At 42.6% G+C, this 20,918-nt stretch carries 18 protein-coding genes; 3 read left to right on the top strand and 15 right to left on the bottom strand.

Annotated elements, in window-relative coordinates:
• Positions 1 to 29: 29 nt before the first annotated feature.
• Genes galT through Q4550_RS02805 form a run of 3 tightly spaced genes read right to left on the bottom strand, consistent with a single transcriptional unit; the run spans position 30 to position 4,977 of the window.
• Entirely contained in the window at positions 30 to 1,562 is a 1,533-nt protein-coding gene (gene galT / locus Q4550_RS02795; RefSeq protein ID WP_303530191.1) for a UDP-glucose--hexose-1-phosphate uridylyltransferase, read from the bottom strand.
• Positions 1,559 to 2,725 carry a galactokinase gene (locus Q4550_RS02800; RefSeq protein WP_303530193.1) on the bottom strand — a complete coding sequence of 389 codons (1,167 nt, stop codon included), beginning with the start codon at positions 2,723 to 2,725 and terminating at the stop codon, positions 1,559 to 1,561. The genes galT and Q4550_RS02800 overlap by 4 nt, the downstream gene beginning before the upstream one ends.
• On the bottom strand, positions 2,722 to 4,977 hold the full coding sequence (locus Q4550_RS02805; RefSeq protein ID WP_303530194.1) for an alpha-galactosidase: 2,256 nt from the start codon (positions 4,975 to 4,977) through the stop codon (positions 2,722 to 2,724). Before Q4550_RS02805 ends, Q4550_RS02800 begins: the two co-directional genes overlap by 4 nt.
• Positions 4,978 to 5,207: 230 nt before the next feature.
• On the opposite strand from Q4550_RS02805, the gene Q4550_RS02810 reads away from it, so the two are divergent.
• Positions 5,208 to 6,080 carry an AraC family transcriptional regulator gene (locus Q4550_RS02810; RefSeq protein ID WP_303530195.1) on the top strand — a complete coding sequence of 291 codons (873 nt, stop codon included), beginning with the start codon at positions 5,208 to 5,210 and terminating at the stop codon, positions 6,078 to 6,080.
• A gap of 30 nt (positions 6,081 to 6,110) precedes the next feature.
• Here Q4550_RS02810 and Q4550_RS02815 read toward each other — a convergent pair whose 3' ends face one another.
• Together Q4550_RS02815 and Q4550_RS02820 are read right to left on the bottom strand one after the other, a co-directional pair.
• Positions 6,111 to 6,362, bottom strand: coding sequence for a hypothetical protein (locus Q4550_RS02815; RefSeq protein WP_303530196.1), 252 nt, complete (start codon positions 6,360 to 6,362; stop codon positions 6,111 to 6,113).
• 65 nt (positions 6,363 to 6,427) lie between these two features.
• Positions 6,428 to 8,017 carry a solute:sodium symporter family transporter gene (locus Q4550_RS02820; RefSeq protein WP_303530198.1) on the bottom strand — a complete coding sequence of 530 codons (1,590 nt, stop codon included), beginning with the start codon at positions 8,015 to 8,017 and terminating at the stop codon, positions 6,428 to 6,430.
• Between the two features lie 402 nt (positions 8,018 to 8,419).
• Between Q4550_RS02820 and Q4550_RS02825 the strand changes: the two genes are divergently transcribed.
• On the top strand, positions 8,420 to 8,749 hold the full coding sequence (locus tag Q4550_RS02825) for a YciI family protein (RefSeq protein ID WP_303530201.1): 330 nt from the start codon (positions 8,420 to 8,422) through the stop codon (positions 8,747 to 8,749).
• 13 nt (positions 8,750 to 8,762) lie between these two features.
• Here Q4550_RS02825 and Q4550_RS02830 read toward each other — a convergent pair whose 3' ends face one another.
• Together Q4550_RS02830 and Q4550_RS02835 are read right to left on the bottom strand one after the other, a co-directional pair.
• Positions 8,763 to 9,260, bottom strand: a complete 498-nt coding sequence (locus Q4550_RS02830; protein WP_303530202.1) for a GNAT family N-acetyltransferase — start codon at positions 9,258 to 9,260, stop codon at positions 8,763 to 8,765.
• A 13-nt stretch (positions 9,261 to 9,273) separates the two neighbouring features.
• A complete protein-coding gene (locus Q4550_RS02835; RefSeq protein ID WP_303530203.1) occupies positions 9,274 to 10,014 on the bottom strand; it encodes an alpha/beta hydrolase in 741 nt (246 codons plus the stop codon).
• A 141-nt stretch (positions 10,015 to 10,155) separates the two neighbouring features.
• Between Q4550_RS02835 and Q4550_RS02840 the strand changes: the two genes are divergently transcribed.
• A complete protein-coding gene (locus tag Q4550_RS02840; RefSeq protein WP_303530205.1) occupies positions 10,156 to 10,314 on the top strand; it encodes a Fur-regulated basic protein FbpA in 159 nt (52 codons plus the stop codon).
• 33 nt (positions 10,315 to 10,347) lie between these two features.
• On the opposite strand, the gene Q4550_RS02845 is transcribed toward Q4550_RS02840, so the two are convergent.
• The 8 genes from Q4550_RS02845 to Q4550_RS02880 all read right to left on the bottom strand — a co-directional run bounded on the left by Q4550_RS02845 (position 10,348) and on the right by Q4550_RS02880 (position 20,903).
• Positions 10,348 to 10,911: a GNAT family N-acetyltransferase gene (locus Q4550_RS02845; protein ID WP_303530207.1), complete on the bottom strand. Its 564-nt coding sequence runs from the start codon at positions 10,909 to 10,911 to the stop codon at positions 10,348 to 10,350.
• A 4-nt stretch (positions 10,912 to 10,915) separates the two neighbouring features.
• Positions 10,916 to 11,812 carry an alpha/beta fold hydrolase gene (locus Q4550_RS02850; protein WP_303530485.1) on the bottom strand — a complete coding sequence of 299 codons (897 nt, stop codon included), beginning with the start codon at positions 11,810 to 11,812 and terminating at the stop codon, positions 10,916 to 10,918.
• Between the two features lie 30 nt (positions 11,813 to 11,842).
• A complete protein-coding gene (locus Q4550_RS02855; protein WP_483298549.1) occupies positions 11,843 to 12,367 on the bottom strand; it encodes a DinB family protein in 525 nt (174 codons plus the stop codon).
• Positions 12,368 to 12,571: 204 nt separating this feature from the next.
• Entirely contained in the window at positions 12,572 to 14,572 is a 2,001-nt protein-coding gene (locus tag Q4550_RS02860; RefSeq protein WP_303530209.1) for a penicillin-binding transpeptidase domain-containing protein, read from the bottom strand.
• Between the two features lie 87 nt (positions 14,573 to 14,659).
• Positions 14,660 to 15,532 (bottom strand): SMP-30/gluconolactonase/LRE family protein, encoded by an 873-nt coding sequence (locus tag Q4550_RS02865; protein ID WP_303530210.1) that lies wholly within the window; start codon positions 15,530 to 15,532, stop codon positions 14,660 to 14,662.
• Between the two features lie 102 nt (positions 15,533 to 15,634).
• Positions 15,635 to 17,620, bottom strand: a complete 1,986-nt coding sequence (locus Q4550_RS02870; RefSeq protein WP_303530212.1) for a hypothetical protein — start codon at positions 17,618 to 17,620, stop codon at positions 15,635 to 15,637.
• Between the two features lie 276 nt (positions 17,621 to 17,896).
• Entirely contained in the window at positions 17,897 to 19,477 is a 1,581-nt protein-coding gene (locus Q4550_RS02875; RefSeq protein WP_303530213.1) for a glycoside hydrolase family 32 protein, read from the bottom strand.
• A 97-nt stretch (positions 19,478 to 19,574) separates the two neighbouring features.
• Positions 19,575 to 20,903 carry a glycoside hydrolase family 68 protein gene (locus Q4550_RS02880; protein WP_303530214.1) on the bottom strand — a complete coding sequence of 443 codons (1,329 nt, stop codon included), beginning with the start codon at positions 20,901 to 20,903 and terminating at the stop codon, positions 19,575 to 19,577.
• Between the last annotated feature and the right edge of the window lie 15 nt (positions 20,904 to 20,918).

Consider the following 20,918-nt stretch of genomic DNA (forward strand, 5'->3'; position numbering starts at 1 on the left):
CCTTTATGGTAACGACTTATTTGGTCTATTTAGTTAGTCACTTGGTTTATGAAACGTCTAAACGCTTGCTGACCCGCTTCATCTTGTTTAAATACTCCCGCATGTTCTAGAACAGTCGAGAAGGCGACACCGATTTCATGTCTAAGCGTGTCTCGTAACTGATCCTTCGAAAGGGATCTGTGTTTCTTTATCACCTTTTTAGCCCAGGGTACATGCTTCGCTACCACTTCATCATGTAATGCGCGATCAAGGTGTTGATCTTCTATATAAGAAGCGAGCTTTTCCATTTCGTCTACTAAACGCCCAGGTAGAACAGCGAGACCCATGACTTCAATCAATCCAATGTTTTCTTTCTTAATATGATGCACTTCTTCATGTGGATGAAAAATCCCCATTGGGTGTTTCGCGCTCGTTCGATTATTTCGTAACACAAGATCTAACTCAAATTGATCTCCGCGCATTCTTGCGATTGGGGTGATCGTATTATGAGGTTCTCCATCTGTTTCATGTACTAAAGCGACATCGCGATCAGTATACCCTCTCCACGACGTTAGAATCTTATTCGCTAGCTCCGTTAGACGCTTCCGATTCTTTCCTCGCAAGCGAAGCACGGACATCGGCCAGTTTACAATCCCGATCGTCAAATCCCGATAGCCGTTAATGTGAACTTTTTCCTGAATCTCCGCTTTCGCCATTGGGAATTCATGATGCCCTCCTTGGAAATGATCATGACTTAAGATCGATCCACCGACAATTGGAAGGTCCGCATTGGAACCGATAAAGTAATGAGGGAACTGTTCAGTAAAATGAAGCAAACGATCAAAGCCTTCATGAGAGATTGTCATCGGACGATGGTACTCAGATAAAATGATTGCATGCTCATTGTAATAAACGTAAGGAGAATACTGCATGTACCAATTTTCTCCCTCAAGGTTCACTGGAATGATTCGATGCTGATCGCGCGCTGGATGATCAAGTCTTCCAGCATACCCAACATTTTCTTTGCAAAGCAAGCATTTCGGATAGGCTAAAGATGGATTGGCTTTCGCCGCAGCGATCGCTTTAGGATCTTTCTCAGGCTTTGATAGGTTGATCGTCATCTCAAGGTCACCATACTCAGTCTTACTATACCAATGTACATTCTTCGCAATTCTGTTCGTTCGAATGTATTGCGAATCCTTCGAAAGCTGATAGAAAGTACTTGTCGCTTTAATTGGACTGTCCCTGTAATCTTCATAAAACTGACGTATGACCTCTGACGGTCGTGGAACAATTGTATTCATAATTTTAGAATCGAACAGATCACGCTCAGTAACGGTGTCTTCTTCTATTAAACCTGTTATCACAGCATAATCCAGCATGTTCTCAAGGATAGGTGTTGGTGTGTCGAGCTGCTCTTCAGGTGGATGTGGAAACGATTCAACTCCATTTAATTCAAAAAGATGTAGAAGAGCGTTTCGAGCGTAATCCGCATCAACCATCTCGATTAGCTGTTTTTGCAAACCATATTGAAGAAGACGCTCGATCTCTAAATAAATATTCGGTTTCTTTTGATGCCTCATATTCCTTCCACCACCCTGTGAGCACCGTCGCCGATTTCAACAACATAGAAATCTCCTTCAAGACCTGTTTGATGTTTGTAACTTACACCAACGTTTTTAATGAAGGCCTCGACATTATCCTTCTCCACAATACTAATCGTACAGCCTCCAAAACCAGCGCCTGTCATCCGTGACCCAACGGCCCCTTCCTTCCAAGAAGCTTCCACCATCGCGTCTAATTCATTGCCTGTTACTTCGTAATCATCACGTAATGAGACATGCGATTCATTCATAAGCTTTCCAAATGCCTCAACATCACCTTCGTTTAGAAAATTAACGGCTTTCATCGTGCGACGATTCTCATAAACCGCATGACGCGCACGTTTTCGAGTTTCAGCGTCTATAATCAAATGCTTGTAAGCTTCGAACTGCTCTTCTGTCACATCACCTAACGAGGTAACGTCAAGCTCTTCTTGCAAAGCTTTGAGTGCCTCTTCACACTGCATGCGGCGTTCATTATATTTCGAATCGGCTAGTCCTCTACGCTTATTCGTATTCGCAATAATCAATGCATGATCTTCTAGTCGGATAGGAGTTTGCTTATACGTAAGCGTGTCACAATTCAGAAGAACTGCATGATCCTTTTTCCCCATACCAATTGCAAACTGATCCATAATTCCACAATTAACTCCAACAAACTCATTCTCTGCTTTTTGAGAAAGCTTTACCATTTCAACCATCTCAATTGAAAGATGAAAAAGATCCCTCAGGACAACAGCTGTGGCTAGCTCGATTGATGCAGACGATGATAGACCGGCTCCATTTGGGATATTGCCGTAGTAGGCAATATCAACGCCTTGCGGTATCGAATAGTCCTGTTGAAAAAGAGCGATAACCCCCTTCGGATAATTCGCCCAATCATCCTCGTCGCTATAAATGAGCGAGTCCAATGAAGATTCTATGATTCCATGACTCGGAAAGTTCATGGAATAAAACCTGACCTTCTGATCTTCACGTTTTCTTGCAACAGCATACGTACCAACGCTTAAGGCACATGGAAAGACGTGTCCCCCGTTATAATCCGTATGCTCGCCAATTAAATTCACTCGCCCAGGAGCAAAATAGAGAGCTCTCTCTCCTTCCTCTCCGAATTGTTCAATAAATTCCTGTTCAAGTTTCTTCATACTTCTCCACCTCTATTATTCTGATCCGTCTCGACTAATACAAATACGTGAGAAGAAAAATCTCCTGATTCTTCCAAACCACCCGTTTGTGATCCATCATAACCGCTTGATAATTGAATTCCAGCGTTCATTAATTCATCCCCCAAGTAAGTTCCTTCATAGCCACTTACTTCATATTCTTTCTCTGCAGCAAGCCCCTTCAAATACAAGCGTTTAAATGAGGGGTTAGGCTCCGCAAGTACTTGATAATAACCAACGATAGCTTTCGTTTGATCGCTTGATACACTCATCCAACTAGTGACATTTCCTTTCTGTTCAAACGGACTTCTTAACCGATAGAATGCTCCGTATTGAAGGAGTTGGCGATTCTCTTTATACCAGCGGATTTGCTCCGTCATTTCCTTCAACTCATCTTTATTCATCTTCGTCACGTCGAGCTCATACCCAAACGCGCCAAAGTAAGCGACATTCGCTCTTGTCTCAAGCGACGTAATTCGTTTCACCTGATGATTCGGCACAGCTGATACATGCGCTCCCATACTGCTCAGCGGATAAACCAACGATGTTCCATATTGAATGCTAAGTCGCTCCATTGCATCTGTGTCATCACTCGTCCACGCCTGTGGGGCGTAATAAAGCATACCGGGATCAAATCTTGCCCCGCCGCTTGCACATGATTCAAACAGGACGTGTGGAAAAGCTTCGATTAAACGTTCATACAGCTCATAAACACCTAGAATATAGCGGTGTGGTACTTCCGCCTGCTGATTTTTCAGAAGCGATAGCGAACCGATCTCCGTCATGTAGCGATTCATATCCCACTTCACATAGTTAATGTTCGCTTCATTTAAAATCGTTGCCATCTGTTCATAGATGTAATCCACCACTTCCGGATTCGCAAAATCAAGGACGAGCTGGTGCCGCCCAATAGAATTTGAACGTCCAGGTACTTGAATGACCCAATCTGGATGTTTTTGATAGAGTTCACTTTCTTTCGATACCATTTCAGGTTCAAACCAGAGTCCAAACAGTAGCCCCATATCATTCAGCTTTGATGCAAGATTTGGTAATCCTTCTGGAAGTTTCTTAGAATCCACAAACCAATCGCCAAGAGAGGTCCGATCGTCATTTCGCTTACCAAACCATCCATCATCCAATACAAACAGTTCGACCCCTGTTTCTTTCGCTTTTTCAGCAATGCTCAGTAGTTTTTTCTCATCGAAATCGAAATACGTTGCTTCCCAATTGTTTAGTAAAACAGGACGTTCCGCATCACGCCACTTCCCACGTGCAAGACGAGATTGATAGAGATCATGATACGTTTGACTAAGTTCATTTAACCCATGTTTGGAATAAGCCATCACCACTTCAGGTGTTTGAAAACTAGCGCTACTTCCTAACGTCCATGAGAAATCAAATGGATTAATTCCCATTGTCATTCTTGCAGTTTGATAGTGATCCACTTCAACCTGCGCCTGGAAGTTCCCACTATAGACGAAGCTAAACCCGTAGACTTCTCCAGTATGTTCCGTTGTCATTGGTCTTTTTAATGCAAGAAACGGATTGTGCTGTGCACTACTAGTTCCACGAGTACTTTGAATGCTTTGAATACCTGGGCTAAGCTTCCGTTCGGACATATGACGCTCTCTCGACCACGAACCTGATAGCTGAATCATTTCATAGTCCGCATCTGGAAAATCAACTGAGGCACTATGTGCTCGTTTGATTACGTGAGTCTCTTCTCCATGATTTGTAAACAACGCAGAGCGAGTGATGACATTTCTTCCATGGTAGACAGAGTACATCAAGGAAAGAGACAGATTCGTCACTTTATCGTACATATGAATCACTAACGTATCTGCCTCCCCATCGTCCTCAACATATGTAGCGGGTAAACCTGATAAACGAGGTTTTCCTTTTATTAGTTCATATGATTGATAGGTGAAATCTGAAATACGACTTCCATCTGGATGTTCGATTTGAAAAGCAGGCTCTCGATAGTCTGACGTTCCATACCCTGGATATTCCTGTTTAATTAAATCTAATGAAAAGGTTGAGTCATCATCGTACACGTAAGAGGAAGTCACTCTAGATTCTCGTTTAGATAAATGGCTGAAATCTGATCGATTTCGGATTTTCTTCCCAAAATACAGCTGTCCGAGCTGCCCATTTTTCATAACATGAAATACATAGCTGACGTCTTTTCCTTGTAAGTGAAACTGAAGTGTTTGATCATTAATCATGACTGGCATATACTTACCTCCGTCTTCTAATCGAAAACGTTTTCACATCCTCGTTTTCGTATCCACATCTAGTTTAAAAAAATCCCTATATCTGATCAATGGTAAATAAATTTAAAAATAATGCCTTTTATTGCTTAGACTTCTCTTCCTATATAAGCTAAAATGCTATTTAGAGTATGATTCATCTGTACGTTCTCATTAGACAAATGGTACTATTTTGCTTGTTAAGGAGGGGTCATATGGAAGAAAAGCCATTACAATACGGATCTTACGGCTATCGTTTTTCAGATCCTACACTTCAGAACATCGCCCAAATCTGGTCACTAGGATGGGATGAACAAACCACTTCTCTCTACGATTGGGACGGGACGAATAGACGTGATACCGGAAAATATATATTTCAATATACGATCTCTGGTAAGGGCTGCATCGACATTGATGGACAAAGTCATGAATTAACACCTGGTCAGGGATTTATCGTAAATATTCCAGGTGACTACCGCTACTATTTACCTGAAGATAGTGATCGCTGGGAGTTTATATACCTTACTCTCTACGGAGATGTCGTGAAAAAGTATTGGGATGAAATTCAAAATCAAATTGGACACATTATCCATTTCCAACCAAATTCGGAGCCGGTTCACTACTTACTTAATCTATTAAGTATGGCTTCAAACCGACAGATTTCTAATGCTCACCAAGCTTCCGGTAAGGCTTATCAATTCACAATGATGCTTTATACGTACTGTTCAAATCTAGAAAAACGGCTGTCTGAGTGGCCTGAGGCAATCGTGGAATCTTCGATGTATGCAATGAATCATTATAGTGAAGAAATCGGCCCAGATGAAATGGCGGCTTCATCCGGCATGTCTCGTTATCATTTCACTAGGCAGTTCAAGGAATATACGAACCAAACGCCTATACAGTATTTAACAGATATTCGCATTAAAAAAGCAAAAGAGCTCCTATTGAATACCAAATATTCTTCAGAGGATATCGCCCTTCTTATTGGGTACAAAAATGCCAATTACTTTAATAAAGTGTTTAAAAAGGTGACAGGCACTTCACCAGGAAAATACCGAACGAACACAAATGTTTCGTTACAGAAATGAAAAACAGGACCGCCTAAGCGCGGTCCTGTTCTATTTTGCTACTTCAATTGTAATCGAGCGTTTGTCATAATTAATGGTCATGCTTTTCCCTGAAGCTACGAAATTTTCCAGAACATCCTTTGACAATTGCAGTGCAAACTGTGTGCGATCAAGCTTTTCTATATCAGCTGGGTCCACAAGATCCAGCTTTTCTTCTTGCTCGTTTACTTCCTTTTGAAGCTTTTCTAGAGATTCGTAAACGCTGTGATATAGCGATTCAATTGGCTCATTCGCCTTACTCATCCCACATCATCCTTCACTCCATTTGACATTGTTCCTATTATATCAAATGGAAATCCAATGGAACATTACGAAATGATGCCAATTGGTGAAAGCAACGTATAAATAATAATCATCGCTACTGTCGCTGCAATACCTACAGGATACAGTAGCTTCCATGGAGACATATCCACCTGCGCATTCTCTTCAAGCACAAAGTCCTTATCACGTGGCGCAATTTTTCCAATCACGAGCATCAGAATCGTACAAGCCACAAACAAAATACCAAGAATATGCAAGAAATGAATCCCTGTATCCCAAATAAGTTGAGTTGTCGCATAGACCGATATGAAAACAAACAGGGAAACCTTCGCTGCGATCGAAGGCACGCGTTTTGTTAAATACCCAACAATGAGAATCGTAAAAATCGGCACGTTATAGAAACCGTTTACGATTTGTAAATATTGAAAGAACCCTTGAGGAACTTTATCAATCATTGGAGCGATACACATTGCAAAAATAGCGAGAATAATTCCAACGAATTTTCCTTTTCGTACAACTATTTTGTCTGGCGCTTTTGGATTAAAATAAGGTTTATAAATGTTAAGAGCAATGAGCGTCACCGATGAATTTAGAGCAGAGTTAAAAGATGATAGAATTGCACCGAACAACACTGCTGCAAAGAAGCCAACAAGCGGCTTTGGTAATACTTCATTCACTAGCATCGGATAAGCATCCGTTGGTTCAAGACCCGGTCCAAACATATTAAAGGCAATAATTCCAGGTAAAATAAGAAACACAGGTCCAAGTAGTTTTAAGAAGGCAGCAATCAAGACGCCCTTCTGACCTTCCTTCAAATTCTTAGCTGCAATCGCTCGCTGCATAATGTGCTGAGCCGTTCCCCAGTAAAATAGATTAACAAGAAGCATCCCCGTAAACATCGTTCCAAACGGAACAGGACTGTTGTTATCGCCTACCGAATTTAACTTCTCAGGAGAGTCCTCAACTATTGTGCTAAATCCTCCGAGTATTGATCCATCACCCAGTACATACAATCCGATAATTGGGATCATTAACCCACCGATTAAAAGGCCAATACCATTAATCGTATCTGATACAGCAACGGCTTTAAGACCACCGAAGATCGCATAAATTGCCCCAATAATCCCAATCGCAAAAACGGTTACATAAAGACTTGCCATTCGACCAAGTCCTAACACCTCTGGAATATTGAAAAGCCCATTTAGCGCTACCGCCCCTGAATAAAGAATAGGTGGAAGCAAGTTGAAAACATATCCAAAAAGAAAGAGAATGGTAACAATTTGTTTAGTGCCAAAATCATACCGTTCCTCTAGAAAATCCGGAATCGTCGTAATACCACCTTTAAGATACCGAGGCAATAAGAAGAAAGCGACGATCACAAGCGAGATGGCTGAACCAACTTCCCAACCCATAACCGCAATGGTGTCTGAATACCCCTGAGCATTCAAACCTATTAATTGTTCGGTTGATAGATTCGTCAGCATCAATGAGCCTGCAATGACCCATGCGCCTAGGCTTCTTCCTCCTAGAAAATATCCATCCTGTGTTGCTAAATCTTCCTTTCTCGTTACTAGGTAGGAGATTACGGCTACCATACCTGTAAAAAATAGAAATGAACCGACTGTAAATAAACTCATTGCTGCCTCTCCTTTTTGTAAGCGGAATCAAAGTGATCCGTACAGTTATGTATGCGTTTTAATGTCTGGTTAATATTCTATACTGCGTTCTGTAAGCGTTTCAACGGTAAAAAAAACAGAAAGTTATGCACTTTTTTGCTTTATTCCGTTACCGGAGCACCAAAAAACCACTGCTCTGAAGAAGGAAACAGTGGTTCGACTTAAAACAATTTAAATAGAGGTATAGTTAGTGTTAAACATTTTCTAGCTACGAAGCGTTTCAAGCTATTTTTCTAGTAATTGCGAGCACAACCTTATCCAAAATAGAGGATTTCTTTCTTAAATGGAGAAACAAACTATATATGGTGACTGTTTAATCAGAAGAGCCTATTGCCTCTGATTTGCCAGTGATGGAGGTTACAAATGAAACAATTTCTATACAAGCTAACGCTAATCCCTGAGCTATTGGAAGAAAAGAACTGGACTGACAAAGAGAACAGCATCGTATCAGAGCACTTCCACGCCCTTCAACAGCTATTGAAGAATAATAAGCTCATTATGGCTGGCAGAACGTTAAACAACGACACTTCTTCTTTTGGAATTGTCGTCATTCAGGTTTCTTCTGAAAAAGAAGCAGAAGCGCTTATGAAAAGCGATCCCGCTGTCCGAGATGGGATTATGACAGCTGAGCTCTTTCCCTACAGCGTTGCTCTTTATAATGAAGATTTCACAACAAAGCAGACGTCATCTTGACGTCTGCTAGTCCTTAAAAGTATTGCACCATATGTTCTTCGTTTAGAAATCTTCCCTGAACATAAAGAGCCTTTTCTTCAATGTAAACGGTTTTAAAGCCGTAGCTTTTGTACAGATGCTTCGCCCGTTCATTCGTAGAAACGACCGAAACGCTTAATTTAATAAGAGCATCCTGACTTTTCGCATAATCCATCACCCGGGTTAAAAGAGCTCTCCCTGCCCCTTTGCCACGATATTCTGGCGTCACGTAAACAGCAAATAAATCAGCTTTATGACGAACCTTGATGCCGCTGCCTCTGACAAAAGTGATGACACCAATTAATGTTTCTTGATCAAATGCGCCAAAAGTGGCACCTGATTCCATGTTTCTCGCTGTACTTTTAATCGGATCATCTTTTTGAATCGCCTCTTCATAGCTTGAGGCAAATGCTTCTGGATTTTTCTTTAACGCTTCTAACCGAAGTTCCCAATAAGCTTCAGCGTCATCCGCTGTTAGCTGTCTGACTTCCATCTTAAAACCTCCTTTATAGAAGAGCTTTCACAAATGCTTTACACTTCTCTGCAATTAGCTCTTTATCATGATCGAGCGTCGCTACGTGATAGCTATCTTTTAGTTCGATCACTTCTTTACTCGATGAAGCTATTTCATTATAAATCATCGTCGAATTCTCTGGCGGCACGACATGATCTTCTAGTGATTTAAAAATTAAGGCCGGCACCGATATTGTTTCAAGGCCTTTTCGTGTAATTTCTGTTAAAGCAAGAATCTCTTGAATCGACTTCGTAGGCGTTTTCTCGTATGCCAGCTCATCGACACCTTCCGCTTTAATATCTGATCCAATTGCATCAAGGAAACGCGGCTCTGTTTTTCCTCTCATTTGTTCAAGACCTGGTAAATCAATCGCAGCATTAATCGGCATGATCCCTTTCACTTCAGGATGTTTTTCAGCTAAATAAAGCGTTAGCGTGCCGCCCATCGACAGGCCTGTAATAAAGATTTCCTCACATCGTTCGTTTAACCATTGATAGCCTTCTTCAACAGACTGGATCCATTCTTCATATGTACTCTGCTCCATGTCTTCATAGTGAGTACCGTGACCTTTCAATCTCGGACCACAAACCGTATACCCTTCTGAAGCCAATTGCTCCCCAAGATAACGCATGCTTTGCGTCGAACCTGTAAAACCATGGAGAACAAGCACACCGATGTGATTCCCAGCAAAGTAAAAAGGCTCTGCCCCTAGTAGTACGTCATATTTCGCCATATCGTATCCCTCCTAATCGTTATCATCTAGCATTCGTCACGAAAGCGCTTTATCCTTTTTTGAAAATGTGCTCTTTAAGGTTTGAGCTTGGACCCAAAGTGGAACATATTACCTGGATATACTTAACAGGAGGAATGAAACATGTCACATCTCATATCATCCGAGCAAGACCCTAAACAAAAACAGTCCTTCATTCAACGTCTATTAGACCGTGGAATTTATAAATTAAAAGATAAACAGCTCTATGAATGCACAATGGAAGAACTAGAGTATTTAATAAGGAAAGTTGATCTACCTTAATTCCTCCAGAGGATGTTATCCCCTGGAGTTTTTTTATGCTTCTTTTTCTTTTGTTAACCACTCTCTCGCTAGCATTCCGTACACAATGTGATCATAGAACTGTCCATTAACGAGCTCCGCCTCCCGGACCACTGCTTCTTTCGTAAAACCTAGTCGTTCTGGAACCGCCTGGCTTTTCTTATTTCCTGAGGCAGCACGAATCTCTATCCGGTTGAGCCCGATTTCGTTAAATCCTAGATTAATCATTCCACGACACGCCTCCGTTACGATACCTTTCTTCTGAAACTTTTCGCTCAGCCAGTATCCAATCGTCGCGTACTTATGTGTTCGATTCACTTCATTAAACCCAACCGTACCAGCAAGCTCACCTTTATAAAACATGCCGAGCGTTTTCGGATATCCTCCTGTTTCACTCACGCCTTGTAATGTCCGTTGTATAAAATCACGAGAAGATTCAATATCTGTATTATAATCAACCCACGCTAACCATTCTTTCAAGTAATCTCTTGATTCATCGATTAAATGATAAAGCGCTTCGGCATCGTCTATCGTATACATTCTTAGGTAAAGATCGTCATTGATTTGATATGTAAACATGCGTCTATTCTCCTCTTTTATCACCTATGTATTGGGTTATAACGTGTGCAAAGTGATCGGCTTCTTCATCATGGGGGGTATGGCCGCTGTTTGCAAAATGATAGATTGCCCCATTTTCGACGTCCTTCTTGAAAGCATCGATCTGTTCTTCGGATGTCACGGGATCATGCTCTCCTGTTAATAAGAGAGTTGGCATCGTAAGCTTTGATAGATGTGGAATGAGTGAATGAAAGATCTTTCCTTCTTCTCTTAACAAGTTATAGTGCACTTCTGATCTATCGTAAAGCTCATCCCATTTCGCCTCACTATAATAGCTATAGTCTGTAGGCTCGTTTGTATTGTAAATGTATATTTCCATTCGGTTCTCTTCAAGATAATCACTGTATTTTCCATAAAGCTCTGCTAGCTCTCGATTCTTAATATCAGAATCCTTGGCAATTTCTAAGCTCTCTGTTGCTTTCTGATGCTCCCCATATTTGTCTAAGAGCGCACTCGTTTTTTTCAACAAGCTTCTCGATGTTAACGTAAAATCAAACGTCGGACATTCAAGCAGTAAATGATCAATTGATTCAGGATAAAGACTGGCATAGAGTACACCAAGATAGCCACCAAACGAATGACCGAGCACTGACCACGATTCTAATTCAAACTGTTTCCTGATCGCTTCGCAGTCTTCGATTAAATCCATCAAGCCAAATTCTTCATCATCATTCACCGCTTCTGAACGGCAAACGCCACGCTGATCAATCGCAATCACTCTGAAATTCTCTTTCAGTCGATCCGTCTGATGGTAAGAGAAATCAAAGCAGCTCTCTCCTGGTCCACCGTGTAGATAAAGAAGAGGCGGGTTATTTTTTGAACCATGCACTTCTACATATAATGCTTTGTCTCGTATTGTCATCAGTGTTCCATTATGCACTTTGTTTCACCTCTAACTCTTTATTCTCCTTTTAATTAAGAGCATTTGCCCGCGATGACTAATTTCATCTTCCATCACGTGAAACCATTTGAAATAATGGTTGGCCTTTTCGTCCCAACCAAACGGGGTAACTTTTTCGAGCCATTTGTCGTCCTTCTTCCGCAGGTGTTCCAACGTATGAGCACGCACAAGACTGAGCTCACTCCAATAATCATCCAGATCGCGTCCGCGAATGACTGATCTTGCCTTTTCTCTAAGCTCAATCCCTGTCCCAAATTCCTCCCATTCCTCGTCATTTAACTCTCGCTCTTGAAACGTCATAATTTGAAACGCCTTTTCAACCGAAGCCATATGCTGTAGCAGCATGCCGATTGAATTGCTCTTTTCATCAAGGTGAAAATCGAGCTGTTCGGTAGTTAATCCTTTTATCGTTTCTTCCGTCGTATGCCTGGCGTAATTCATCATCGAAACCAATCTACTAACCTCAGGCATGAATCCTTCTATTCGATCAATCATACAAAGATCGTTATGCTGCACCGTTCGACACCCTCCTTTCAATTGAATCTAGCTTATCCTTATTATTATTTTCCATAGAAGTGACGAGAATTCCTCTTAAGATTCCTTACTTTTCCAGAAAAAAAGCCTCGATTCTGTGGGAGAATCGAGGCTTTTTTATGTTTGGCCAATATATCAGGAATTTGGCCAATAAACGGCGATCAGCCATCCAAAGTCCGCCCAACATCACTGCATTTCAGCGAAAACGTCTTTCACTTTGCCTGTAATATCGTGACTTGAGGCACCTTCGACCATCATCGCGACAAGTAAGTCCCTCTTGTCCGTATTATACGCGACAAACAGTCCATTTTCTGGGCCTTCTTCTTCGCCTGCCGCTTTTAACTCAGCCGTTCCTGTCTTACCAGCGAGCGAAATGCCTTTAACCACCGGATCATAAGCGGTACCCTCAGGATCAGAAACCACCTTCTCAAGATCATCGCTCACAATCGAGGCGATTTCAGGGGAAATCACTTCATATTCCTCCGCTGACTCGTCTTCTCCCGGTCGAAGCGTCGGTTTCAACATCACGCCATCATTCGCAAACGTCGTATAGGTCATCGCTAACTGATAAGGGGAAATCTGTAGCTCCCCCTGTCCATAGGCTGAGTCAGCTAAAAGAATGTCATTATCACCGAGCCCACCGTTTGAGATCGATGAGTTTTCAGTTGGGAAAGGAAGCTCAACTTCCTGACCAACCTGGAACGACTCCAATCCTTTCTGGAACTTATCTGCGCCAAGATCCAGCGCTTTACGTGCAAAATAAATATTGTCCGAATGCATAAGCGCTTCTGCAAGATTTACTTCCGGATCTGCAGGTTTTACGCGCGTCACTTTATATCCACCCCAACTTGAGTCTGGCTGCCACTTCAAACCATCAATTTTCTCAACTGCATTCGGATCTAAATCCCCATCTCGTAGTGCGATTGAAGCAGTAAGTGGCTTAATCGTCGAGCCTGGTGAATACGTTTTGTTAAACTTCGCTGAAAAAGGAAGATCCTTATTATCAGCTAACTTCGCATACTCGCCTTCGTCAAACCCAAGTGTAAAATCATTTGGATTATAGGCAGGGGAGCTTGTTAAAGCGAGCGTCTCACCCGTTGTTGGATGGAGCGCTACCGCAGTTCCCGGATCTTTTCCAAGTTCTTCAAACAACTTCTGTTGGACAGTGCCATCGATCGTAACTTGAATGTTCTCGCCATCAACCTTTTCCTTACTGGCAATCACTTTCTCAGGATCCGCTCCCTTTACTTCAATCGACCAGCCCGTTACACCATGAAGCTCGTCTTCATACACTTGCTCGAGGCCAGCCTTTCCAATGCTTTCATAGCTGGAATACCCTTTTCCTGCATACTTCTCCAGATCTTCCTTTTGCATCTGTCGAATGTAACCTGTTAAGTGCGCGGCGCTTTCACCGTAAGGATAGATTCTTTCAATTGTATTGTTTATCTGAGCGCCAGTAATCTCATTTGCGTCAGCAAGTAACTCTTCTTCTGATTCCATCACGCTTTTGAGCGGAACGAACTGTGTTGGATCAGACTGTACCCAGCCCTGATTAAGCTCTTTCTCAATATCCGCTACGCTCATCTTCAACACATCACTAAGCTCATTCACAATCTTTTCTTGATCAGATTCAAGGGCTTGCGGCACAACGCCAATTTGCTTAACCGTACCATTGATCGCTAAGCCTTCCCCATTCCGATCGGTCAATTCACCACGAACTGGAACAGAAGAACTTATGGCAACCTCATCGCCTTCTTTCAATTCTTTAAAAATAAACGAAGGATTCCAGTTCACACCGTAAGATTCAGCGTCTTCCCCTTCAGTCAGGACTAGCGTTGCTTCGTTATCAAACGAGACTTCGCCAGCTAGTGTCTGCATCGACACTGAAAAAGGAAACGTCACTTCCCCTTCATCGTTTGTTTCAGGCTCTTCTTCCGGTTTCTTAAAAGTAACTTTCAAATCCTCGACTTCGACATCGCCATAAATAGATTTGTAGCGATCAACAAAGTCTTCTTCTGATATTTCTTTTTGCGTAGCAGGTGATAACTTCTTATACATGCTGCTAAATTCTTGTTTATTCCAGTCCTTAACATATGTATCGAACGCATCAACCGCTGACGGTTGATCCGAACAACCCGCAAGCAGCAATAAAAAAAGCCCCATTGCGATGAGTGATTTTAGTTTCACACTCAGCCTCCCCTTCTTTTTTCATTCATTTTCTATTATTTTCCTACTATTATAGAAGACTTTTAAACAAGAAGGAAGGGAAAAGGACTAACCTTTAAATGAGTAGGTTCGACTGCCTATCACATTTGTTTTCACTCGAAACACTCCGCCTGCATACGGAAACTGCTTTAGCTCTTCTTCACTCGTATTTGTTCTAGCGGTAGTAATGTAGAGCTCATTCCGCTCTTTTCCACCAAATACACATGATGTTACATTCAGTGCAGGAACGCTTACTTCTAGCAGTCGCTCACCGGTATCAGGATTCCATCTCGTTACCTTGGACCCACCCCAGTGAGCAATCCATAGATTCCCTTCTTCATCGCTCGTCATCCCATCCGGCATCCCTTCTCCGTCTGGAATGGTGATCACCTCAACGGGATTACGAATATCACCTGTAGAAAAATCATAATCATAGCGGACAACTTTTTTCGTTGGGGTATCAATAAAGTACATGTAGCGCGTATCAGGTGACCATGCCAAACCATTTGATGTACTCACATGATCAACTTTCTTCGTCACCTCAAGGTTTTCATCAAGGCAATAAAGCGCTCCTTCTCCTTTTAACCCTTCTAAGTGCATCGTCCCTGCCCAAAACCTGCCTGCAGGATCACACTTGCCATCATTAAATCGGTTATCTGGTAAATGACTTTCGGGATCGGTGATTGCTTCAACGCTCTCCGTAGAAAGGTTCATCGCATAAAAGCCACCGGCCATCGCCATCACAAGTCCGCCTGATTCACGTGGCGCGATTGTGCCAACCATTTGCTCCTGTTGCGTCTCAATATTGCCTGCGGTCATTGGATTGTAGGCGTGAACTTTCTTTCCTTCAATATCAACCCAATAAAGAAGCTGGCTTTGATCATCCCAGCAAGGACCTTCTCCAAGTATCGCGCGTGCATCAATCACTAGTTTTGCTTCCATTCTATGTACCTCCTAATTAGTGAATCATCTATTCTCTCTACTCTACCCCTTAATAAGAAAAGGGTCCACCTTCTATGTAGACGAAGGGAACCCATCAACTCTTTAAATTAAAAACGGATTCGTTAAATCTGCCCACTGGTATTTCTGTCCCCAGCTTTCTTTTGCGAGTGTTGTCACCCGATCAATTAATTCATCTGGAACGACTGCTAAATCGCCCATCTCATTCGGATTATAGTGATAGGCATAAACACGTGACAGGAATTGATCAAATGGAAGGCTCGCTTCCCCTTCCTCTTCACCGTGATTCCGAACCGTTGACTTAATGCCCTGCCCCCAATCTTGACCGCTATCATTGTTCGGATTATAGAAATAAACTCTCATTTCTCCTGATGAATCCGCAGCAATACGCTGGATCGAAATGGCATGCAATCCGAGTAAGTCTGCATTCGCCGTCGTAACGAAAATTCCGACCGGGTTTGGATAAATGAGCTGATGGCCTGCGTTGTAGTCTGGATGATGCGTCGCGTAAAAAAGCCTTGCAAACTGCTCATAATCTGACACGGCACCAGTAACTGGATTGATAACAGAAGAAAACTCTTTAGATATCCACTGACCGTAAAATTCTGGATTCACAAATTTATGACCATCTTCCCCACGAAAGGCACTGCGCTTCATCATTTCATCGTAAACGCGATCAAGATGCGGAACGAGTATAAGGGAAACGGCATCAAGCTCTTTATGAAGATCCGGAGCTAAACCTCCTAAGATGAGAGAAGAATTGATTTCAGCCCCTTCAAACGAAATATCAACCTCACCATCACGACACGCTCTTGCGACAAGTTCTAGTAGGAATCCAGGGTCATGCTGTGACCAAAGGCTGATTCCACGCGCAGATTGACATGTAGGATTCATCCCCTGCCCAATGCCAAGCGGTTGCCCAAGCACACTCAGTAGACCTGAAAGTAAAATTCCTACAGGCGTCACATCATCAGGATGATTCCGTGAAGCCATCAAATCCTTTTCTACTTCTGCTAGCATATCGATTTCAATGATCCTTTCAAGCCCTGGAATCACCGGAGGAGAAGATAAAACCCCACGCTCAAGCATGCGCGCAAGTCCATAGAGGGACTGAGCTGTGACAGGATAGATGGCTAGTAAAATGAGCTCTTTTACTAAAGAAAAATGCTCATTTAAATTAGCTTCACCTTTTTCAGTTAATCCAAGCGTGAGGACGAGTAGATGAGAAGCATCCTCCTCTGCAAGGGTACGAGCAAGTTGTGCGTGAATGGGAGAAACAAGACCTGTATCACGCATAACATCAGCGAACCGTTCCGCCTCTAACTCTTTCTCCATTTCAGATAACGCATTGAATTGATCGCGATAGTCCATGAAGTCTGGATAGGATTGACTCAGTTCCGTCGGAGCATGCACGCTATCAAGGTAGCGCTGAATGCTCGCGCGTCCTTCTGTGCTTAAGTCCTCTGAAGACAAGAGATTTTCAGCGTAACCGATCATTTCTTTAATTCGCTTTACCATGATCGGGCGCTGTGCGGTTAATCGATCAATTTCATCCACAAACGTAGCCGACAGCGAGCCGAGCGACATCTTTTCGGCTAGAAATTGAAAAAGGGACATGCCCCTCTTTTGTTCTTGACCCTGGTTGATTCTTGCTTCCTCCGTCTCAGCTGGGAAAATCATTTGAAGATTTAGCGCCATCACTTTGTTTAGAAAAGTGCGCACCTGGTCGCTCGTAACATCTGGATGAGTATATTCCTCTTTCGCAATCGCAAGCATACGAAGCTCACTTAGTACTTCAAAGATCGAATAGTTTCCGTCTATTTTAAAAGATCCCCCTACTAGAGGCGGTTGTAATTTACGAGGTTCTTCCCATGGTCCACCTTCAAAAATGCCCGCCTGATCATAGTCACTAGCGAGTTGATAAAGGGATTCGAGATTATTCTGGTCAATGAGAACGGCAGCGTCTGATAATAGTTCTTCTAACACAACGGGATCCTGGCGATTTTCCTTGAATGACTGAAGAGTCCTGACAAACTTTTGCTGTTCTGAATTTGAAAATGATGTTTCCATTTCCATACATCCCCCATTATTTACAAGATAGCTATTTGTACCCCAATCCAGGAAAAGGAAACCACTTCTAAGGACCTATTTATTATCGATTAGCGAGCATTTCGCGGAATTATTAAGAATATCGCTGAATTATCACGTTTTTCGCGGAAAAAAATAAAATATCGCGGATATATTTCAGAATTCGCGGAAATAACGAGGTTCCCCTCTCAACAAGAAGTCTCCGATACGAAAAAGCGGTCATCTCTATCGCAGATGACTGCTCTCAACATGTAACCTTTACTCTTTCCCGCCCGTTTTCCACGAAGAATCAAGCTTATACACTTCTAAAGAATCAAGTGTCACTTTGCCATTCATCGCATAGATCTCAAAACCATCACTATCCTCAGATGGGAAGATCCGATTTGTCATTACTCGCTTTCCATCATTCGCAAACAACTCGACTGAGGAGCGATCGACAAACAGATGGAGCTTCACTTTGCCATCTTCCGTTGGTTCTAGCGGTGCTCGATACACGCCAGGAAACTGTTCATGAAATCCTGTATCGCCACTATTTTGCCGATCAACAAACGCGAGATTATTCTTGGAGTCATAACCGACAATCGTTTCCTCTTCATCTCCCTTTCGAACGCGGAAACCGAATTCACCTGACGTGTCTAAATCAAATTCAGCTATCACCTCATACGTATCTGCTCCAAAATGATCGAGAGGAACCCTTCCTTCAATTTCCTCATTAGATAAATCCACTAGTTTCTCAGAACGGTTTGATTCAACGTCACCCGCAGGCTCTTGAATAAGACGCGTTTCACCATTCACATCTTTCAATGAAACTTCACGAGGAAGTGACATCGCTCCTTTCCATGGATCCGTTGGCAAATCAGACGCATACATCCAATTGCTCATCCACGCCATCCAAATCGGATTGCCTTCATGATTGCTGAAGGCTTGAGCCGCATAGAAATCAGTTCCATAATCGACCCAGTTAATGTCTTCTTTTGCACCTTCTCTCGTGAACGTCTCTCCATCGAAATCACCGATAAAATACTGTCCACCGGATCCGCCGGCGATGCTGCCTGGATTCATATCCACCTGTAGCACCCATTTTTCATTCGACGAATCGCCATCGACAGGTAGTTTAAATAGCTCTGGCGTTTCCCAAACGCCACCCTGCGCTCCCTGATCGACACCAAATTCACTAAGCTGCTGCCAATCGATCAAATTATCCGAACCGTAAAAGATAACTTTATCTCCAGCAGCGAGAAGCATGATCCACTTTTCAGACTCCTCGTGCCAGATCACTTTTGGATCTCGAAAATCTTTGATTCCTGGATTTGGAAGTATAGGGTTACCACCGTACTTTTTCCATGTATCGCCACCATCTTCACTATAAGCAAGCGCCTGGGTTTGTTCTTCTCCAGCGATTGTATAGAACGCTACGAGACCCCCTTTTCCTTCTTCAAAAAGACCGCTCGTATTGTTCTCGTCATAGACAGCACCACCTGAGAAAATCATCCCCTGATCATCCGCCTTTAGCGCCATTGGCTTCTCTTCCCAATGATACAAATCGCTACTAACCGCATGGCCCCAGCCCATGTTGCCAAATTCATTTCCAGAAGGATTATGTTGATAAAATAAATGGTATTGTTCTTCAAAAAAGACCATTCCATTTGGATCATTCATCCAGTTTTGCATCGGCGTATAGTGAAATTGGGGTCGATACGATTGATTGTAGTCTTCTAGGATCCCCGCATCTTTTACTTCATCTTGTCTAGAAGATTCATTGTTTTCATTCAAGTTCATCATGAGTATAATCATGCCGATTACTAAAATAGCTCCGACAGCTAGCGACCATTTTCTCATCGTATCAAGCTCTCCTGTCCATCGTGTTTACGAATAAGGTATCTCTGAATAAAAAAGTAACTGCCGAAGTGTGTCCCCCGACAGTTACCATAAAAGATTATTTAAATACGCCAGCATCCATTTCTTTCACAATCTTCGTTTCATCATTATGAATGGAAAGTTTAAGAGATGGTGCTAGTGTGCCACCAAAGTGGTCAAATTGGTACTGCTCTGATTGCGCTCCAAGTTCATCGATCGTTAATCCATTTAAGTCATAGAAGTTCGCAAAGCTAACTACTGTGCCATTCGGCATAACCATCCATGAATATGTTTGATATGGTTCATTCTCTGGATTCGCTACAACAAGACCACTACCGTTAAGAGGTTCATAGTCTGCTGTTAGGGAGTTCGATACGAAGCCATAGAGACCATCTGGACCATTCGTTCCAGGAGCGAATTTGTTCTTGTGCGTATCAGTGAAAAGGTAATAGTTATTCCCTTTTGTCACGATATGCGGACGCTCAAGTTCCTGATTTAGGCTGTTCGCTTCCATCAACGGAGGCATGATTTCAAACTCAGTGTAGTCATCGTTCTCTGCTTTTGCGATCCCAATGCTACCGTTAAAGAGCTTTGATACTTCTGGTACTTCATCTACAGTAGCGAAGTCTTCAGAACCGATGTGCTCTTGTTCAACAGAACGTTCTGCAGGTGTACCACCAGAATTCCCTTCAAACAAAATGTAATCTTCACCTGTTTTAGGATCTTCGAAGAACCACGGATCGCGGAATGCATAAGCGATGTCTCCCTGCTTACTTTGTTCCATTGTCTGGTAGTATTCGCCATCCGGCTCAAGAATAACTTCATGATCAGACCAGTTTGTAAATTCGACTCCTTTTTTCGATGCACCCACATCAGCAGAAGCTTTTACAAGACGCTGTTCATAAGTCAATTGCTCTTCCCCTTTACGACCTGTTGCCGTATAGAAGAAATTGATTTCGCCGTCTTCAATCATGGCAGAACCTGCCCATTGACGTGAACCTAGTGCCTGTTCTTCATTGAAAACCGTTCCACCAAGCTCCCAGTCCTTACCGTTCTTAGAAACGAAATAGCGGATTTCAGCGATATCATGACGCTTACCAGGCAATACATCACTTGGTGCTGTCAGTGAGAAGATCACTTTATATCCGTTCACAGTTGCGATGGAGCCATCCTTTTTTCGAAGAGGCCACGTATCCCAGATATGATAATCTGGCGCAATTTGCTCAAGATCTTTTGTATTAATTTCAGGTGCTGTATTATCCTTGTTTTGCACAATCTTTGCTGCATCTTCTCTTGTCCAGTTCGACGTTTCGCTCTCAGCCGCAAAGCCTGTTGCCGGAGCAAAGCTTGAAAACAGGGTAGCGAATCCGAGTACGGAAGTCGCTACTGTTTTTGAAAACTTATTCATGTTTGTAAGTCTCCT

This window comes from Anaerobacillus sp. 1_MG-2023, from assembly GCF_030547345.1.
GTDB classification, from domain to species: Bacteria; Bacillota; Bacilli; order Bacillales; family Guptibacillaceae; genus Guptibacillus; species Guptibacillus hwajinpoensis_B.

Bases quoted from the DNA above. Each gene is read 5' to 3' on its own strand.
- galT (WP_303530191.1), bottom strand. From the start codon at position 1,562: ATGAGGCATCAAAAGAAACCGAATATTTATTTAGAGATCGAGCGTCTT.
- Q4550_RS02800 (WP_303530193.1), bottom strand. From the start codon at position 2,725: ATGAAGAAACTTGAACAGGAATTTATTGAACAATTCGGAGAGGAAGGA.
- Q4550_RS02805 (WP_303530194.1), bottom strand. From the start codon at position 4,977: ATGCCAGTCATGATTAATGATCAAACACTTCAGTTTCACTTACAAGGA.
- Q4550_RS02810 (WP_303530195.1), top strand. From the start codon at position 5,208: ATGGAAGAAAAGCCATTACAATACGGATCTTACGGCTATCGTTTTTCA.
- Q4550_RS02815 (WP_303530196.1), bottom strand. From the start codon at position 6,362: ATGAGTAAGGCGAATGAGCCAATTGAATCGCTATATCACAGCGTTTAC.
- Q4550_RS02820 (WP_303530198.1), bottom strand. From the start codon at position 8,017: ATGAGTTTATTTACAGTCGGTTCATTTCTATTTTTTACAGGTATGGTA.
- Q4550_RS02825 (WP_303530201.1), top strand. From the start codon at position 8,420: ATGAAACAATTTCTATACAAGCTAACGCTAATCCCTGAGCTATTGGAA.
- Q4550_RS02830 (WP_303530202.1), bottom strand. From the start codon at position 9,260: ATGGAAGTCAGACAGCTAACAGCGGATGACGCTGAAGCTTATTGGGAA.
- Q4550_RS02835 (WP_303530203.1), bottom strand. From the start codon at position 10,014: ATGGCGAAATATGACGTACTACTAGGGGCAGAGCCTTTTTACTTTGCT.
- Q4550_RS02840 (WP_303530205.1), top strand. From the start codon at position 10,156: ATGTCACATCTCATATCATCCGAGCAAGACCCTAAACAAAAACAGTCC.
- Q4550_RS02845 (WP_303530207.1), bottom strand. From the start codon at position 10,911: ATGTTTACATATCAAATCAATGACGATCTTTACCTAAGAATGTATACG.
- Q4550_RS02850 (WP_303530485.1), bottom strand. From the start codon at position 11,812: ATGACAATACGAGACAAAGCATTATATGTAGAAGTGCATGGTTCAAAA.
- Q4550_RS02865 (WP_303530210.1), bottom strand. From the start codon at position 15,532: ATGGAAGCAAAACTAGTGATTGATGCACGCGCGATACTTGGAGAAGGT.
- Q4550_RS02870 (WP_303530212.1), bottom strand. From the start codon at position 17,620: ATGGAAACATCATTTTCAAATTCAGAACAGCAAAAGTTTGTCAGGACT.
- Q4550_RS02875 (WP_303530213.1), bottom strand. From the start codon at position 19,477: ATGAGAAAATGGTCGCTAGCTGTCGGAGCTATTTTAGTAATCGGCATG.
- Q4550_RS02880 (WP_303530214.1), bottom strand. From the start codon at position 20,903: ATGAATAAGTTTTCAAAAACAGTAGCGACTTCCGTACTCGGATTCGCT.